At 62.5% G+C, this 16,850-nt stretch carries 16 protein-coding genes and 1 other RNA gene; 8 read left to right on the top strand and 9 right to left on the bottom strand.

The window, feature by feature from the left end; translation table 11 throughout:
* Positions 1 to 73: 73 nt before the first annotated feature.
* From gcvH to I6L33_RS13365, 5 genes are all read right to left on the bottom strand, one after another.
* Positions 74 to 463 carry a glycine cleavage system protein GcvH gene (gene gcvH, locus I6L33_RS13385; protein WP_010634317.1) on the bottom strand — a complete coding sequence of 130 codons (390 nt, stop codon included), beginning with the start codon at positions 461 to 463 and terminating at the stop codon, positions 74 to 76.
* A gap of 116 nt (positions 464 to 579) precedes the next feature.
* Positions 580 to 1,677 carry a glycine cleavage system aminomethyltransferase GcvT gene (gcvT, locus tag I6L33_RS13380; protein WP_216972686.1) on the bottom strand — a complete coding sequence of 366 codons (1,098 nt, stop codon included), beginning with the start codon at positions 1,675 to 1,677 and terminating at the stop codon, positions 580 to 582.
* A gap of 479 nt (positions 1,678 to 2,156) precedes the next feature.
* Complete coding sequence (locus I6L33_RS13375) at positions 2,157 to 3,392, bottom strand: FAD-dependent 2-octaprenylphenol hydroxylase (protein ID WP_216972685.1); 1,236 nt, start codon at positions 3,390 to 3,392, stop codon at positions 2,157 to 2,159.
* An 88-nt stretch (positions 3,393 to 3,480) separates the two neighbouring features.
* Positions 3,481 to 4,698 carry a 2-octaprenyl-6-methoxyphenyl hydroxylase gene (gene ubiH, locus I6L33_RS13370; protein ID WP_216972684.1) on the bottom strand — a complete coding sequence of 406 codons (1,218 nt, stop codon included), beginning with the start codon at positions 4,696 to 4,698 and terminating at the stop codon, positions 3,481 to 3,483.
* Positions 4,699 to 4,881: 183 nt separating this feature from the next.
* Entirely contained in the window at positions 4,882 to 5,451 is a 570-nt protein-coding gene (locus I6L33_RS13365; RefSeq protein WP_216972683.1) for a UPF0149 family protein, read from the bottom strand.
* 173 nt (positions 5,452 to 5,624) lie between these two features.
* Here I6L33_RS13365 and zapA point away from each other — a divergent pair, with 173 nt between their 5' ends.
* Positions 5,625 to 5,957, top strand: a complete 333-nt coding sequence (zapA, locus tag I6L33_RS13360; RefSeq protein WP_005299694.1) for a cell division protein ZapA — start codon at positions 5,625 to 5,627, stop codon at positions 5,955 to 5,957.
* 16 nt (positions 5,958 to 5,973) lie between these two features.
* Positions 5,974 to 6,156: non-coding RNA, 6S RNA (gene ssrS / locus I6L33_RS13355), on the top strand.
* 149 nt (positions 6,157 to 6,305) lie between these two features.
* Here ssrS and emrD read toward each other — a convergent pair.
* The 3 genes from emrD to I6L33_RS13340 all read right to left on the bottom strand — a co-directional run bounded on the left by emrD (position 6,306) and on the right by I6L33_RS13340 (position 9,059).
* The gene (gene emrD / locus I6L33_RS13350) at positions 6,306 to 7,505 is read right to left on the bottom strand and encodes a multidrug efflux MFS transporter EmrD (protein WP_005299692.1); all 1,200 of its coding nucleotides are present in this window, start codon (positions 7,503 to 7,505) and stop codon (positions 6,306 to 6,308) included.
* A 249-nt stretch (positions 7,506 to 7,754) separates the two neighbouring features.
* On the bottom strand, positions 7,755 to 8,417 hold the full coding sequence (locus I6L33_RS13345; protein ID WP_005299690.1) for a glutathione S-transferase family protein: 663 nt from the start codon (positions 8,415 to 8,417) through the stop codon (positions 7,755 to 7,757).
* A 186-nt stretch (positions 8,418 to 8,603) separates the two neighbouring features.
* Complete coding sequence (locus I6L33_RS13340; RefSeq protein ID WP_017765933.1) at positions 8,604 to 9,059, bottom strand: hypothetical protein; 456 nt, start codon at positions 9,057 to 9,059, stop codon at positions 8,604 to 8,606.
* Between the two features lie 202 nt (positions 9,060 to 9,261).
* On the opposite strand from I6L33_RS13340, the gene suhB reads away from it, so the two are divergent.
* A complete protein-coding gene (gene suhB / locus I6L33_RS13335; RefSeq protein ID WP_042008117.1) occupies positions 9,262 to 10,065 on the top strand; it encodes an inositol-1-monophosphatase in 804 nt (267 codons plus the stop codon).
* Between the two features lie 356 nt (positions 10,066 to 10,421).
* On the opposite strand, the gene I6L33_RS13330 is transcribed toward suhB, so the two are convergent.
* Complete coding sequence (locus tag I6L33_RS13330) at positions 10,422 to 12,053, bottom strand: methyl-accepting chemotaxis protein (protein ID WP_216972682.1); 1,632 nt, start codon at positions 12,051 to 12,053, stop codon at positions 10,422 to 10,424.
* A gap of 377 nt (positions 12,054 to 12,430) precedes the next feature.
* Between I6L33_RS13330 and I6L33_RS13325 the strand changes: the two genes are divergently transcribed.
* From I6L33_RS13325 to I6L33_RS13305, 5 genes are all read left to right on the top strand, one after another.
* A complete protein-coding gene (locus I6L33_RS13325; protein WP_213343196.1) occupies positions 12,431 to 13,363 on the top strand; it encodes a ZIP family metal transporter in 933 nt (310 codons plus the stop codon).
* A 94-nt stretch (positions 13,364 to 13,457) separates the two neighbouring features.
* Positions 13,458 to 14,216, top strand: coding sequence for an ABC transporter substrate-binding protein (locus I6L33_RS13320; protein WP_213343195.1), 759 nt, complete (start codon positions 13,458 to 13,460; stop codon positions 14,214 to 14,216).
* 107 nt (positions 14,217 to 14,323) lie between these two features.
* A complete protein-coding gene (gene mtnN / locus I6L33_RS13315) occupies positions 14,324 to 15,016 on the top strand; it encodes a 5'-methylthioadenosine/S-adenosylhomocysteine nucleosidase (RefSeq protein WP_019840396.1) in 693 nt (230 codons plus the stop codon).
* The gene (locus tag I6L33_RS13310) at positions 15,013 to 15,963 is read left to right on the top strand and encodes a cobalamin biosynthesis protein (protein WP_162513163.1); all 951 of its coding nucleotides are present in this window, start codon (positions 15,013 to 15,015) and stop codon (positions 15,961 to 15,963) included. The genes mtnN and I6L33_RS13310 overlap by 4 nt, the downstream gene beginning before the upstream one ends.
* Positions 15,956 to 16,777 carry a cobalamin-binding protein gene (locus I6L33_RS13305; RefSeq protein ID WP_216972681.1) on the top strand — a complete coding sequence of 274 codons (822 nt, stop codon included), beginning with the start codon at positions 15,956 to 15,958 and terminating at the stop codon, positions 16,775 to 16,777. Before I6L33_RS13310 ends, I6L33_RS13305 begins: the two co-directional genes overlap by 8 nt.
* The last annotated feature ends 73 nt before the right edge of the window (positions 16,778 to 16,850 follow it).

The raw sequence follows: 16,850 nt of genomic DNA, 5'->3' as shown, positions 1-16,850 counted from the left end.
CTCGCCGGCCGGCCTCCTGGCCGACGGGCATGCATACAAACGGGCCCTGCGCGATTGGCAGGGCCCGGGGGCATTACTCTTCGTCCACCACGTTCTGGTAGCCTTCGGCATCCAGCAGGTTGGCGAGCTCGCCCGCGTCGTCCAGCTTGATGCGGAACAGCCAGCCGGCACCGTAGGGGTCGGAGTTGACCAGCTCGGGGCTGCCTTCCAGCTCTTCGTTGACGGCCAGGATCTCGCCGCTCACCGGGCTGTAGATGTCAGAGGCGGCCTTGACCGACTCGGCCACGGCGCAGTCATCACCGGCACCGACCTGCTTGCCCACTTCCGGCAGATCGACGAACACCATGTCACCCAGCAGCTCCTGGGCGTGCTCGGTGATACCGACCACGGCCTCGCCGTTGGCTTCGACACGGATCCACTCGTGGGAGGTGGCATATTTCAGTTCGCTCGGGATATGGCTCATTTGTGCTTCCTTTATTCACTTGGATCACTTGGATCACTTGTCCCCGGCGCGTTCGACAGGCGTTGCCGGGGCAAGGGGGTCTGGCGAAGGGCAGTCCCTTCGCCGCAATGGGGTCGTTATACCAGCTTCTGGCCGTTGCGCACGAAAGCCGGCTTGGTCACTTTCACGGTGACCAGCTTCTTGCGGATCTCCACCGAGGCCTGCTCGCCGATATCACGGGGCACCCGCGCCAGGGCAATACTGTAGCCCAGAGTGGGCGAGAAAGAGCCGGAGGTGATCACACCTTCCCGCTCTTCTCCAGCGGCGGTGGTGAAGGTGACCGGCATGCCGCTGCGCAGCACGCCCTTCTCTTCCATTACCAGGCCCACCAGTTTGGGCTGGCTGCCGGCGGCTTTCTGGGCTTCCAGCGCGGCGCGGCCGATGAACTGGCGATCGCTGGGTTCCCAGGCGATGGTCCAGGCCATGTTGGCGGCCAGCGGAGAGACGGTTTCGTCCATGTCCTGGCCGTAGAGGTTCATGCCGGCCTCGAGGCGCAAGGTGTCACGGGCACCCAAGCCGCAAGGGGCCACGCCGTTGTCCAGCAGCGCCTGCCACAGATCGCACGCCTGCTCTTGCGGCACCACGATCTCGTAGCCGTCTTCACCTGTGTAGCCGGTGGTGGCGATGAAAAGCTCGCCGGCCTGCACGCCGAAGAAGGGCTTCATGCCTTCCAGTGCGGCATTTTGTTCGGCGCTGAACACCTTGGCCGCCTTGGCCTTGGCGTTGGGCCCCTGCACCGCGATCATGGCGAGCTCTGGGCGCTCGGTCACGATCACCCCGAAGTCCTGGGCATGGTGGCGGATCCAGGCCAGATCCTTCTCGCGGGTGGCGGAGTTGACCACCAGGCGGTAGAAGGTCTCGCCAAGGTAATAGGTGATGAGGTCGTCGATGACGCCGCCTTCCGGGGTCAGCATGCCGCTGTAGAGGGCCTTGCCAAAGAGGGTGAGCTTGGCCACGTCGTTGGCCAGCAGGTGTTGCAGGAAGGCTTTGACCCGCTCGCCGGTCAAATCGACGATGGTCATGTGGGAGACGTCGAACATGCCGGCATCGGTGCGCACCTGATGGTGCTCTTCCAGCTGTGAGCCGTAGTTGATGGGCATTTCCCAACCGTGAAAGTCCACCATCTTGGCGCCGGCTTCCAGGTGCTTGGGATGCAGTACTGTAGTCTGGATCATCGCTGTGTTTCCTTAAGCGTTCGCGACAACACTCACGATCCGCCCCGCCCGGCCGCCCTCCGGCGGTTCACCGGGGTCGCAGCAAGAGCAGAGAGTGCCTGAGTCTGTGCTCGTTCCGGCCCGCAAGGCCGGAGTGATTCCTTGAACGCAGCGGATTATATGCCAAGCGGACGCGCATGCCGCTCAAAAAAAACTAATCCACCGCCAGTCAACAGACTCCAGACACTAAGGTAAAAACAGTGATAAAAACAGACCAAACTCGGTAATGACGATATTAAATTTCGATTTTTACCGTTTCGTCACAATTTGGAGAAAAACGTTTCGCTGCCAGCCCAGATTAAAGGCTGATGCCCAAACCGGGTCATCAGCCTCCTCACATTAGTTTTGTTGTGAAAACACCCGAGTATTATTAGATTTTTTCACCCTTGGCCAGAGCGGGCAACTCTCCCTCCAGCCCCATGGCGGCCCGGATCATCCTCTTACTTCGGCCGGGTCGGCAAATTGTTCCCCTTGGCCAAGGCCGGCAACTCACCCTCTAACCCCATGGCGGCCCGGATCACGCTTTGCTTGAGCGGCGTCAACAGGTCGAAGGCGCACAGGCCCGCCCCGCGCACCAGCTTCTTGAGCGGGTTGGCACCGGCAAACAGCCGCTTGAGCCCCTCCATCGCAGCCAGCATGCTGGCCGCCTCGCTCTTGCGCCAGCGTTCGTAGCCGCGCAGGTTGGCGAGCAGACCGATATCCTTGCCCGCCGCCTGATTGCGCAGGATCTGCTCGGCCAGGGCGGCGGCGTCCAGCAGCCCCAGGTTGACCCCCTGCCCCGCCAGCGGGTGTATGGTGTGAGCGGCATCCCCCACCAGCACCAGCCGTTCGCGGGCAAAGTCACGGGCATAGCGGGCGGTGAGCGGGATGGCGCTGCGCGCCCCTTCCACCTGGCACAGGCCGAGGCGGCCGTCGAACGCGGTGGTGAGCTGGCGGTTGAACTGCTCGTCGTCGCACTGACAGAGCGCCTCGGCACGAGCGGCCGGCAGCGACCAGACGATGGAGCAGAGATCCGGTTGCCACAGGGGCAGGAAGGCGAGCGGCCCCTCGGGGGTGAAGATCTGACGCGCCACCGCCTCGTGGGGCTCGGCACAACGTACCGTCGCCACCAGGGCATGGTGGCCGTAATCCCAGCTGGTGAGCGGAATGTCAGCCTGCCGACGGACCCAGGAGTGGGCACCATCGGCCGCCACCACCAGTTTGGCCGACAGCGCGCGGCCATCTTCCAGCAGCAGCAGGGAGCCCGCCTCGCCGCTTTGCAGGCTGCTCGCCCGGGCCGGGCTCAGCAGCTGGATGTTGTTGGCCCCCTCGATAGCGTCCAGCAGCGCCAGCTGGATGACCCGGTTCTCGACGATGTGGCCGAGCTCGGACTGACGCAGGCTGGCGGCATCAAAGGCAATCCGGCCAAAGCTGTCCTGCTCCCACACCTCCATCTGCACGTAGGGCTGCAGGCGGCGGGCCTCAATGCCGCGCCAAGCCCCCACCTGCTGCAGGATGCGCTGGCTGGCCAGACTCAGGGCGCTGACCCGGTTGTCCGGCGCCTCGTCAAGCGCGGGGGTCGGCAGCTGGCCCTCGACCACGGCCACCTTGAGCGCACTCCCCTTGAGCGCGGCGGCGAGCCCCAGGCCCACCATGCCGCCCCCCACAATCACCACATCCACGTTTTGCATCTGCATCGTTTTATATCCTTTCAGGGCTGATCGCCGGGATCAGCGAGGGCACGCCCGCAGGCTGACCCCTTCAATACGCAAGCTGTGACCCGTCTCAGGGGCGGCACAGGTCGGCAACAAAGCCCAGGGTGCGGGAGGCCAGCGGTGCCTTGAGGCAAGCCAGCCGCCCCATCAGGGAGAGCGCCAGGTTGCGGCCCGCCACCAGCGGGTCGTGCTCATTGGAGAAGAGCTGGGCCAGCGAGGAGGTGAGCCAGACCGTCTGCGCCTGATCCCCCTTGCGCTGCTGCCAGTAACCGTTTAGCACCTTGAAGCTGCCGATATCCTCCCCCGCCGCCAGGGCCTGACCGACGGCGCGGGTGAGCAGGTCCAAATCGCGCATGCCGAGGTTGAAGCCCTGGCCGGCGATGGGGTGCAGCAGATGGGCGGCGTTGCCCACCAGCACGGTGCGCTGCGCCAGCGGGTAGTCGGCCACCGTCAGCACCAGCGGATAGACGTGGCGCTGGCCGGTTTGCAGGAAGCGGCCGAGGCGCCAGCCGAAGGCCTGCTGCAGGCGGGTCAGAAACGCGGCGTCATCGAGCGCCATCAAGGCTGGCGCCTCATCCCGCGCCACGCTCCAGACCAGGGAGGAGAGCCCCCCCTGCATCGGCAGCAGGGCCAGCGGTCCCCCTTGGGTGAAACGCTCGAATGCTTGACCGGCCGGATCCTCGGCCGTCTTGACGGTGGCGATGATGGCGCTCTGGCCGTAGTCGTGACGGCTCACCGCCAGCTTGCACTGCTGGCGCACGAAGGAGTTGCCGCCATCGGCCGCCACCAGCAGACGGGTCTGATAACGCTCGCCGTCCGCCAAAGTCAGGTTCACCCCCTCCGTCAGCGGCTCCACCCGTTCGAGCTGGGCCGGGCACAGCATGCGGATCTGCGGGCAGGCGGCGATCGCCTGTTGCAACTCGATGCCCGCCGCCGACAGCTCGATCACCTGGCCGAGGGCAGACAGGCCATACTCGGCAGCCGTCAATCCGGCCTGGCCGAAGTGGCCCCGATCCGACACATGAATGCGGGTGATGGGGCTGCAATGGGGGGCAAAACGGGGCCAGAGCCCGTGCCGGGTCAGCGCCTCGCAGGTGCCGGCGGAGAGCGCGATGGCGCGGGCATCGAAGCCGGGGTGTGCATTGAGCTCGGGAGCGCTCGCCTCCAGCAGCAGGATCTGCAGGGGCTTGGGCCCTGGCAGGGCCGCGAGGGAGAGCGCCAGCACGGCGCCGCTCATTCCACCACCGACGATGGCCACATCGACGTGGTTCAGATCAGATTGAGACATGAGATCAGGGGAAAAGCTGAAAACGTGGGGTCATGCTAACACAAAGCGTGGGGTCGGGATGCGAAGCCACGGGCAAAAAAGTGCAGTCCCTGTCGTTACTTGCCTCATCACAGCCGGCCGGCGCGGGCAACATCCAGATGTAAAAAGAGCGCCACCAGGCGCTCTTTTTCGAACTTGCTCGACTCAGTGCAGGGTCGGCGGGGTGCTCGGGGCATCCGGCCGCTTGCCAAACTCCTCGAACGCCATCATGACCCCGAGGCGCACGTGCTCGTAGAGCACCAGGAAGGAGGCTTCGTTCTCTTCATCTTCCTGATCGAACTCGGCGGAGACCTGGGTGATGCTGGCGATGTCCTGGATCATCTCCTGCAGCTCTTCGGAGGCCTTGGAGAGCTCTTGCTGCACCACGCCGAAACCGGCTAGAAAAGCCTGAGACCAGTCCACCAGCGAATCGATGCGCTCGTCGAGGGGCGCTTCGTCGCTTGGCAACAGCAGCTCGACCCCTTTCTGGGCCATCAGGCTCTCGATCACCTCATGATAGAGCTCGGTCATCACCTGGCGCACCGGGGCCGGCAGACCGAAACCGTCGTTGACCAGATCGTTGAAATGGGGCAGCCAGCTCTTGTCGTCCAGGGCCACACCACCGCACACCAGACCGCAGATCACGCCATGGGCCTCTACAGCCGTTGCCATTAGCTCGTGCTGTTCCATCAGGTCGGCCACGGCCGCGTATTTCAGGGGGTTCGTTTTGCTCATCGGAGATCCGCTCAAAGTTCAGGCAAATATGCAGAATTAATGGTCAGGATCCTAGCATTCTCCCCCTTCCAGAGCCAGCAAGGCCTTGAAACTTCTGCATCTGCGCTATATAGTCCCGCCCAGTTGTCCACGTGGATAAAGGCGGAATGACACTCCGCCGTATTGAGGAAGGCATGAGCACAGAGGCCGTAGAAATCGTCATTTTGGGACGTCCCTACAAGGTATCCTGTCCCCTGGGACAGCAGGATGCCCTGCGCCAGGCCGCCGACCAGCTGACTGATAAACTCATCGAGCTGCGTCAACGCTCCAAGGTCTCCAGCAATGAACAGCTGGCGGTGATGGCAGCACTCAATTTCTGCCATGAGCTCTGTCTTGAAAAAGACAAGAATCACCAATACTCTGAGACCATGGACAAGCGGATCAAGATGCTGCAACGCACCATCGAAGCGGCCTTGATCGAGCACGGACAATATGGCGAATCCAGCGACGAAGGCGTACAACCCTAACTCGCAACGTTTTTGAAATTCCCTGGGGTGTTTGTCAGCCGGTTCAAGTCCCCGAGCCGATATTCATACCAAACAGGGGATCTGCCTTCTGGCTATTGCGCATGCTCGGCACGACCGAGAAGCCTGCGGTCAGATCCGATCCCCGCCTTGAACCGACGGTTCAAGGGCCCAAACCGGCAACGGCATCTCCGGGGTACCAACAGCAAAAAGCCCGTCACCAGTGTGACGGGCTTTTTCTTTGCCTGCGCGGCAGTCCCCTCCCCCGCTTCCGTCACCCGGCATATCAGCCCCCAGCGGCGGCCCATAAAAAACCCGCCAACTCGGGCGGGTCTTTTCACATCATTAGGCTCACACGGCCATCTGCTCGTGGGGCGAACCGTGGTGGCGCAACCAGAGGAAGCTCAGCGCCACGATCAGCACCATCAGTGTCATGATGGCGCCCAGGGTCACCTGCCCCTCCATCGGGAAGCAGGCCGCCAGCAGGGTCACGATGCCGGCCCCCAGGTTCTGCATGCCACCGAGGATGGCACCGGCGGTGCCCGCCTGGCCCGGGAAGGGCTCGATGGCGCAGGAGGTGGCAGTCGGATAGAGGATGCCGCTGCCGATGAAGTAGACGGCAGCCCCACCCACCAGGGAAGCGGCACTCACTATCCCGAACAGACCGGGCAGCAGGATGATGAGTGACCCCAGCGCCAGGAAGGCGATGCCAAGGCGCATCAGCTTGCCCTGGCTCAGGCGAAAACTCAGCTTGGCGGAGAGCCAGGCACCGAACAGATAGCCGGGCAGCGGCAGTACGAACAGCACGCTGACGGTGCGGGCACTCAGCTTGAGCACGTCTCCCAGCAGCACGCCGGCGGCCGCTTCAAACACCGCCAGACCGGCGAAGGTCGCCATCAGGCAGAGCAGGTTGCCCTGAAAACGCGGGTTGCCGAGCACGTGGCGATAGGCGGCACCGACTCGCAGCGGCTGCTGACGGGCCTCCTCCGGCAAGGTTTCGACGAACCAGGCCAGTATGGCCAGGGTCGCCACGGCGCCAAAGCCGAACAGGAACCAGTAGCCCGCACGCCAGTTGAACAACTCGGTCAGCCAGCCACCCAGCACGGGGGCCAGCAGCGGGGAGAAGATCACCCCCATGCTCACCAGGCTGTTGGCCCGGTTGAGCTCGGCACCGGTGTAGCGGTCGCGCATCAGGGTGCGGCTCATGGCGCCGCCGGCCCCGGTCCCCAGCCCCTGGATGAAGCTGCCCGCCAGCAGCGCCATGAAACTCGGGATCAGCTGGATGGTCAGGGTACCCACCAGGAACACCATCATGCCGATGATGATGATGGGACGACGCCCGATGCGATCCGACAAGGGGCCGTAGACAAACTGGGAGAGGCCGTACGGGATCAGGTAGCAAGCCATCACCGCCTGCAGCTGGCCGGAGGCCACGTTGAAGTCCCCCGCCATCATGGGAATGGAGGGCACGTAGAGGGTCTGGGTCATCTGGCCCACAGCGACCATCAGAATGGTCAGAAAAAACAGCGGATAAAAACTGTGCCGATACATATCTCAGTCCCGAAAAATCATCGAAAGGCTGCCCGCCTCTGGCAGAAAACCGCAGAGGGGATCCAACAAACAGGGTCAATCAAAGGTGAAAACTCAAGGCGGAGAACCCGCACCGGCCGGGAGCAGGACACTCCCATGGCTTGCCGTCATCTTAGTGATTCAGATCACGAAAAACGAACGAATCTTTATAATCAGCTTTCCTTAGTTTTTCTAATGTGACGGGGTTTTAGGCCCCGTCAACGATAAAAATCAACGCGTTACCATCTGCTGGGCCTGCTTGACCAGATCCTCCGGCTTCTCGTTGCGCGGCGGTATGGTGATCCCCTTCTGGCAGGCCGGCTTGTCAGCCATCCGGTCCATCCAGGCCTGCAGATGGGGCAACCCCTCGATAGAGATACCGCTCCAGTCATAGATACGCACCCAGGGCCAGGTGGCGATGTCGGCGATGCTGTACTCGTCGGCCAGATATTCGTGCTGGGCCAGATGGCTGTCGAGCACCTCGAACAGGCGGCGTCCCTCTTTCTGATAGCGTTCGATGGCGGCCGGGATCTTCTCCGGGAAGTAGCGATAGAAGACATTGGCCTGCCCCATCATGGGCCCGACCCCACCCATCTGGAACATCAGCCACTGAATGGCCTGGGAGCGGCGCTTGGGATCCGCCGGCAGCAGCTTACCCGCCTTCTCGGCCAGATAGAGAAGAATGGCACCCGACTCGAACACCGCGAAGTCTCCGTTGTCCCGATCGACGATGGCCGGAATGCGGCCGTTGGGGTTGATGGCCAGAAACTCGGGTTTCTTCTGATCCAGCGCCGACAGGTCGAGCGCAATGACACGGTAGGGCAAGCCCAGCTCTTCAAGGGCAATCGCCACCTTGAAGCCGTTTGGGGTGGCTGCGGTATAAAAATCGATCATCATGGACTCCTTGTGATTCACACATTGGCACAGGACGGATAGGGCCTCGCCCATGTCGGCCAGAGAAACGCAGCGGGATGGACAACATGGACATCCCCCGGCCTGAACATGACGAAGCGGCACAATACCGGTCAGTTATGACAAATATTGTGCCGCTTGAACAGCCCAGCGCAGGGAAGGAAGAGACTAGTTGCACAGCCCCATGGGTTGACGCTGGCGCAGCAGAATGAGGCGGGAAAGCAGCGGGAAGTAGGACTCCAGCTTGTTCAGCAGCACCCGGCTGCAGGCGGGATCGGCAAGTTCAGACTCTTCCAGCACGATGCCGTTGGAGACGAAATAGAAGCGCGGGTCCCGCACATCCGGCCCCTGAATGGTGAGAGTACCGTCTCCCTTGCGCATCAGCAGCGGCAACACCGGCAACCCGAAGGTGTCGCTGTTGCGCTGCCAGGCAAACTCGGGCCAGGCCGCATCCCCGTCCAGCAGCAGGATGGCCGCCTCTTCCTTGCCTGGTTGCCAGTGGGATGGCTGGGTAATGGTTAGCTCGTTGAAGTAGTCGCCGTATCCGGTCGAGTTCCGCAAGGCGGCCAGCAAACCCTGGGTGGAGGTTGCCGACGGTTTTTGACTCACTAATGACAAATTCATGATCCACGTCCCTATGCTCAAGGCAGCCTGTTATTCGGCTGCTGCCCATAAGACTAGACCAAAAAGAGCCTATATTGGAGCCGTCAGATCTGGCAGTCGCCAAGGCCGGAGCGATAACGTATAACAGTTGCCATTGTCGAAAAGACTGGTATTATACCGCGTCCTTTTATTCCCCCGTTCTTTAACATCCAGTGGTGAACCTATGCATCCGATGCTGAATATCGCCGTGCGCGCTGCGCGCAACGCCGGTCAAGTAGTAGTAAAAGCCTTTTCTCAACCCGAGAACATCGAGGTTATCCAGAAGGGCAGCAATGACTTCGTGACCAACGTTGACCGTGAAGCCGAAGCGGCCATCATTCACACCATCAAAAAATCTTACCCGGAACACAGCATCGTGGCTGAAGAGTCTGGTGAGATTGCCGGTACCAATCCGGACTACCAATGGATCATTGACCCACTGGATGGCACGACCAACCTGGTCAAAGGCATTCCGCACTTTGCCGTCTCCATCGCCCTGCGCGTCAAGGGCAAGACCGAACAGGCCGTGATCTACGATCCGATCCGTGACGAGCTGTTCACTGCCACCCGTGGCAGCGGCGCCCAGCTGAACGGCTACCGCATCCGTGTCGGCAAGGCCAAAGAGCTGGCCGGCACCATCCTGGCCACCGGTTTCCCGTTCAAGCAGAAGCACCACATCGAGCCGTACCTGAAGATGTTCCAGAGCATGTTCATCGAGTGTGCCGACATCCGCCGTGCCGGCTCCGCCGCGCTGGATCTGGCCTATGTGGCCGCCGGTCGCGTCGACGGTTTCTGGGAAATCGGCCTCAAGCCTTGGGACACCGCTGCCGGTGAGCTGCTGGCCAAAGAGGCCGGCGCCATCGTCACCGACTTTGTCGGTGGTCACAACTACGAGAACTCCGGCAACATCGTGGTGGCCAACCCGCGTGTCCTGAAAGAGATGCTGAGCAAGATCCGCGAAGAGCTGCCGGAATCCCTGGCCAAGTAAGCCAGCACTACCCGCACTCATCAAAACCCGGCTCAGGCCGGGTTTTTTTATGACCTTTTCATGACCATCAACCCATCGACGCTGACAAGCAAATCCCTGCCAATGCGCATTGCCATCGCTCCTCTGCCCCTCATGGCCAGCGCTGTCCCGACTGGCGAGCTCGCTGAACGTCACTGTCGCCTTGTGCGGCGTCAATCCCCGATCCCAGCGGCAGGCCAAGAGTCGTGAACCATCCCTGTGCTCATGCCTTGAAATGACGGACCAACAAAAACAGTCAACCCGGCCGAAGCCGGGTTGACTGTTTGCCTGCAGCAACAGGCCATGACACGGCACCCTGTCTGGTGCCGATACAGCTATTACGCCAGGCGGAAGCGGCCTATGGTCTGACGCAGACCGGCAGCCAGCTGGCTCAGCTCCAGGCAGGCACGGGCGGTATGATCGGCCCCAACAGCGACCTCGTTGGAGGATTCGTTGATCCGCTCCACGTTGCGACCCAGCTCATCGGAGACCGCGTCCTGCTCGCCGCAGGCACTGGCGATCTGAATGGCCATGTCGGCGATCTGGGCGACCGCCTCCTCGATTTGCTGGATGCCGTCGCTGGTCTGCTCGCTCTGCTCCACGCACTGGCGGATCATCTCGCAGCTCTGGCCGGTCACCTCTTTGGCCTGGTTGGCACGGGCCTGCAGGGTTTCGATGATGGCGACGATCTCGCCGGTGGACGCCTGGGTGCGACCCGCCAGGGTACGCACCTCGTCAGCCACCACCGCAAAGCCACGGCCCTGCTCACCGGCACGGGCCGCCTCGATGGCGGCGTTGAGCGCCAGCAGGTTGGTCTGATCGGCGATGCCGCGGATCACGTCCACCACCACGTTGATCTGGGCGGATTCGCGCTCCAGTTCGGTGACCAGGGTACCGGCCTGTTCAATCTCTTCGGCAACCCGGGTGATTGCCATCAGCGAGCTCTGTACATCCTGATTGCCGCGGCGCGCCAAGGCATTGGCGGAGCTGGCCGACTCGGACGCCGTCTCGGTGTTGCCTGCCACATCGGCCACGGTAGCCTTCATCTGGGCCATGGCGGTGGCAACCAGCGATATCTCCTGCTGCTGGCTCTGGATCCCCTGTGCCGACTGCTCGGAGACGGCGCTCACCTCTTCGATGGCGGCGCCCAGCTGGGTCACAGCCGCCACAACCTCTTCAATCAGACCGCGCAGGTTGTCCTGCATCTTGAGAGACGCCTTGGCCAGCATGCCCAGCTCGTCACGACCGATGTGCTGGCGATCCAGCTGATGGGTCAGATCGCCGGCGGCGATGGCGTTGGCCTGGGCCACCACGGCCTGCAGCGGCAGGCAGATCTGGCGGGTCAGGAACCAGGTCATGGCCACCATGAACAGCAGCAGGCTGCCGATACTCACCATGGCGAAACTGGTCACCATGTTGACGCTGTCAAGCAGGCTGCCGCGGTTCTCTTTGACGAAACCGAGGTTCACTTCCACCAGGCCATTGACCGCCTGCTCCAGCTCGCCATAAATGGGGTTGGACTGGAACAGCTGTACCTTGGCCTGCTCCAGCTGGCCTTGTGCCAGCAGTTGATCCACCAGATTGACCGAATTCAGGTAGCGTTGCCACGCCTGCTTGGCGCCGTTGAACACCTGATGCTCATGGGCGGCACCGACCGTGGCCTCATAGCCCCGGAAGGCCTGCTCGACTTTCTGAACGTTGGCCTGGATCCGGCCACGACGCGCCTGCAGATCGGTAGCGTCATCCACCATCAGCAGGGCAAACTGGGCGCGGCGCACGTAGGATACGTCGTAGAGCAGGTTCTCGACCGAGAGCACGCTCGGCAGGGTGGAATCGGTAAAATTCAACACGCGATCGCGCACGCCGCGCAGTTCGCTGGAGAGAAAAATACCGAATATCACGTTGACGGCGGCAATGACCGCAAAGACCACGGCAATCTTTTTGCCGATAGACAGATTTTTGTAAAACATGGTGGCTGGTGATCCTCAACTGCTGACAAGCAGGTGCACAGTGGCGATCACATCCGTATGAACTGGTAACCCGGGCTTTCCTGACGGGAGATGGGACGTTGCGAAAGACCAAGGGAAGGGTGGGTTTCGCGAGGGCGGCACTTTACCACAAACCTGCCTACTCCTTCACCAGCTTTCGCCGCAACAAAGCAAGTTGTTTTTCCATACAACCAGATCTTCGTCACAAACTATTCAAGACGACCAAATCATTTCAAATAGTTAGCCGATGAATGCAATCGATGCCCCGGCATGGACAAGTGAGGCCCGGCTCGCTGTAATGCAAGAGTCCCCGGATGGCGCCGCGCCATCCCTGCCGTCAAGCAAAAGAGGTGATCTTCATGGATAACGCGTCAGCCCTGCCCCTTTCCTCTTGGTCAGCCCAGCTGCGCGAGCAGCTGCGGGCACGCCCGGTGATCGCCATCGGCCTGTTCGTTGCTCTGGCGACCGTCGTGCTGTTGCTGCTGCAAAGCCTGGTGATGCTGGCCGCCGGCGACATCAGCCCCGGCGTTCGCTATGGCCTGCTCGGCGGCCTGGCCGGCTTTGCCGCCACCGCGCTTGGCGCCCTGCCCGCCCTTTTTCTGCGCTCGGTTCCGCAACGGGTAGAAGACAGCATGCTGGGCTTTGCCGCCGGCATGATGCTGGCAGCCAGCGCCTTCTCCCTGCTGTTGCCGGGGCTCGAGGCGGCAGAGGGGATCACTGGCAACGGCTTTCTCGCCGCCGCCGTGGTGGTGACAGGCATGACCCTCGGGGTACTCCTGATGCTGGGGCTCGATCAATTCACCCCCCATGAACACGACAAGACCGGCCCCTGCGGCCCCGGTCACGAGAGCTGCTCCCGGGTCTGGTTGTTCGTATTTGCCATCGCCCTGCACAACCTGCCGGAGGGGATGGCCATCGGGGTGAGCTTCTCGCAGGGGGACATGTCGGTGGGTCTGCCGCTCACCACCGCCATCGCGTTGCAAGACATTCCGGAAGGGCTGGCGGTGGCACTCGCCATGTGCGCGGCCGGTTTTCGGCCCGGCAAAGCCGTGCTGGTCGCTATCGGCAGCGGTCTGCTTGAGCCACTCGGGGCCCTGCTCGGCGTCGGCCTCTCCAGCGGGCTGGCCATCGCCTATCCCATCGGCCTCGGGCTGGCCGCCGGCGCGATGCTGTTCGTGGTCTCCCACGAGGTGATCCCGGAAACGCACCGCAACGGCCACCAGACCCACGCTACCCTGGGCCTGATGGCCGGGTTTGCGCTGATGATGACCCTGGATACGGCGCTTGGTTGATAAGGTTCTGATATATGGCGTAATGTTTCAGCACTAGCGCCGCGACATCCGCAGGCAACGTCGCATTTTCCCACGCATCGAGGGCCAGCATGACATGATATTCCGGGTGATGGTGCTGGGTTGTCTGCTAGCAGTCACTCACCGGGCCGTCAGCGCCACCGAGATTTATCGCACGGCGGCGCAGCCCGAGTCCGCCCCCAAATACACCCAGATGGCAGATGGCCGCATAGGGGGGCTCTGCGTCGAACTGTTTCGATTGATGGAGCAACAGGAGCCTGCCCTGCGCATCGAGGGGGATCAGCACTTTATCCCCCTCAAGCGGCTGGAAAAACGGGTGCGCTTCGGCCAGCTCGACTTCCTCTGCGGCGTGGGCGACAACCCGGTCCGCCGCAACCACTTCCTCTATCTACAGCCCCCCATCTTCACCGTACGCTACCACCTGGCGGTGCGCAGCGACGACCCGGTCGAGATCCACCACTGGGACGACGTCAGGGCGCTGGGTAATGCAGGGATCATCCTCGTCAATCACGGCAGTGGCGCCATCGAACGGCTGCAGGCCATACAGGGGCTCATCATCGACAGCGGCGGGAGCAGCAGCGCCGCCAACTACGACAAGCTGCTGATGAAGCGCGGACGCTTCGTCTACTACCGCTCACCCGGTATCGAAGCCGATCTGCAGCGCCATCACCTGAGCGACCAGATCCGCATCCTCCCCACCGCCATGGAGACCATCCCCTTCTACATCCTGTTTTACCAGCGCACCTCCCCTGCCCGCCTGGCCCTGTTTACCAACACCCTGCAACGGTTGGCGGACCGCGGCGAGCTGGCCAGATTGGCCGAGCGCTACCCTTGAGTGGACCTTCCCACCCGCCAGCATCGGAATGCTCGGCGCCATCGCCAACTTTTGTTATGATCCACAACAACTTATTCGGCCAACTGGCCATCAAGACGAGGTGAGTGATGAAAGTAGGTATTATCGGCGCCATGGAACAGGAAGTGGCCCTGCTGCGCAGCCAGATGAGCAACCCGACCACCCTGCAACTGGGCGGCTGCGAGTTCTATCAGGGCACCCTGGCAGGCAAGGAGGTGATCCTGACCCGCTCCGGCATCGGTAAAGTCGCCGCCAGCGTCGCCACTAGCCTGCTGCTGGAAAAATTCGCCCCCGACTGCGTCATCAACACCGGCTCTGCCGGCGGCTTTGCCCAGGACCTGCACATCGGTGACGTGGTGATCGCCAGCGAGATGCGCTTCCACGATGTCGACGTGACCGCCTTTGGCTACGAGATGGGCCAGATGGCGCAGCAGCCTGCCGCCTTCCCCTGCGACGAGCAGCTCATCGCCGTCGCCCAGGCCTGCATTGCCGAGCAAGGCAAGCATCAGACCAAGGTCGGCCTCATCTGCACCGGCGATCAGTTCATGTGCAAGCCCGACGCCATCGCCAAGGCTCGCACCGACTTCCCGCAGATGCTGGCGGTCGAGATGGAAGGGGCGGCCATCGGTCAGGTATGTCACATGTTCAAGGTGCCCTATCTGGTGGTGCGTGCCATGTCCGACATCGCCGGCAAGGAACAGGTTGAATCCTTCGATGCCTTCATCGAGGTGGCCGGCAAGCACTCTGCCGAAGTGATCATCAAGATGCTCGGCAAGCTGTGATCACACTCACCACACTGGAACAGATGGCCGCCACTCCGGCGGCCATTTTGCTCGGGGCCGCGCTGCTGGAGGCCATCGTCCCCTGGCCGGCCCACTATCGGCTCTCCGCCGTCGTGCCCCTGCTGACCCGGCTGGGTCACAAAGTATGTCGTCCCGATGGCGCCCCCGGGCAGCAACTGCAGGCCGGCCTGCTGGCCATGCTGATTGTCTGGCTGCCGTGCGCCGCCGGACTCTGGGCGGTGCGAAATCTCTCGCTCTCGGAGCCGCTGTTCGATCTGCTGTTTCTGCTGCTGATGCTGGAATCGCGCCCGCTGCGGGAGCTGGCCCGTGCCACTCGCGCACTGACAGACCAGGATACCTTGGTGGTGGCCCGGTTGCAGGCGGCCCCCTGGCTCAGACGCGATACCGGCAAGCTATCTCTGATGGGGCTTGCCAAGGCGGTCAGCGAAAGCTGCACCCTGCGCCTGATAGGGCAGTGGGCCGGCCCTCTGCTGGGATTTGCCCTGGCAGGTGTGCAAGGCGCCCTGCTGTGGCGCCTCGCCCAGTTGATGAATCAGGGCTGGAGCCCGAAACTGCCAGCCTTTGCCCACTTTGGCCGGGCCGCCGCCGTGCTCTACCAGGCCCTGTGTACCCCTGCCATCTTGTTGCTGGCGCTGCCCTTGTGCCTGACCCAGCTGCGCAAGCTGGCCAGCCGATTGCGTACAGCCATGCTCTGGCCCTACCCCGCCATGGGAATACTGCTGGCGCTGCTCTCCGGCTCGCTGGGCTGCAAGCTCGGTGGCCCCCGTTACTATCAGGGCAGCTTGTTCCGTTTTCCCGTGTTTGATGCCGCCGCCGAGCCGGAGGCCGGCACGGCCCTGCGCCTGCTCAACCGTCTGCAACAAGCCGGTTGGGGCTGGCTGGCGCTGGCATTGCTGCTCACTGTGCTGGAGCACCTGCATGGCTAGATGGCTCATCCTGCTCTGCCTGTTGTGCATGTCACCCGTCCTGCTGGCTGGCACGCCTGCACGCATCGTCAGCCTCACCCCCCACCTGACCGAACTGCTGTTTGCCATCGGCGCAGGGGATCGCATCGTGGCCACCGACGATGCCTCCGATTATCCGCCCGAGGTCAAACGCCTGCCCCAGGTAGCCAACTACCGCAGCATCAATCTGGAAGCCCTGCTGGCCCAGAAGCCCGACCTGATCGTCGCCTGGCGCTCCGCCCAATCCCGCATGCTGGCCCCCATCGAACAGCTGGGGATCCCGGTGTTCTATTCAGAGCCGACCGACTTTGCCTCCCTCGCCACCGAGATGCGGGCCTTGGGAAAAACATTGGGGGTGGAACAAACCGCCAATGCCGAGGCCGACGCCTATCTCGCCCGCCTGGCCGCCCTTGGCCAGCGCTACGGCAGACCCAAGCATATCAAGGTGTTCTACCAGCTCTGGTATCCACCGCTCACCAGCGTCAGCGGCAACGCCTGGCCCGCCCAGGCCATCGAGTTGTGCGGTGGGGAAAACGTGATGGCAGCGGCCCGCACGCCCTATCCACAGGTCAGCCTGGAGCAGGTGATCAAGGCCAATCCGGCGTTGATCCTGGCAGGGAGTCAAGACGCTGACGCCCTGCGCCACTGGCAACAGTGGCCCAATCTGGATGCCGTCCGCCATCAGCGCCTTCATCTCATTAACTCGGACGAACTGCACCGTTTCACCCCAAGAGCACTCAATGCGGTGGAGCAGATATGCCGGGCCATCGCAGGTGTACAGTCACCAAGCTTTTAAAGCCCGCAGCTCATCACTTGTACAATAAAAAAACACCGGCATTGGCCGGCGTTTTTTTGTTTGGCAGAGACGT

Source organism: Aeromonas sp. FDAARGOS 1403 (genome assembly GCF_019047325.1).
GTDB lineage: Bacteria > Pseudomonadota > Gammaproteobacteria > Enterobacterales > Aeromonadaceae > Aeromonas > Aeromonas dhakensis.
Note: the sequence above shows the minus strand (reverse complement) of the source record. Positions and strands in the feature narration are given on the sequence as shown.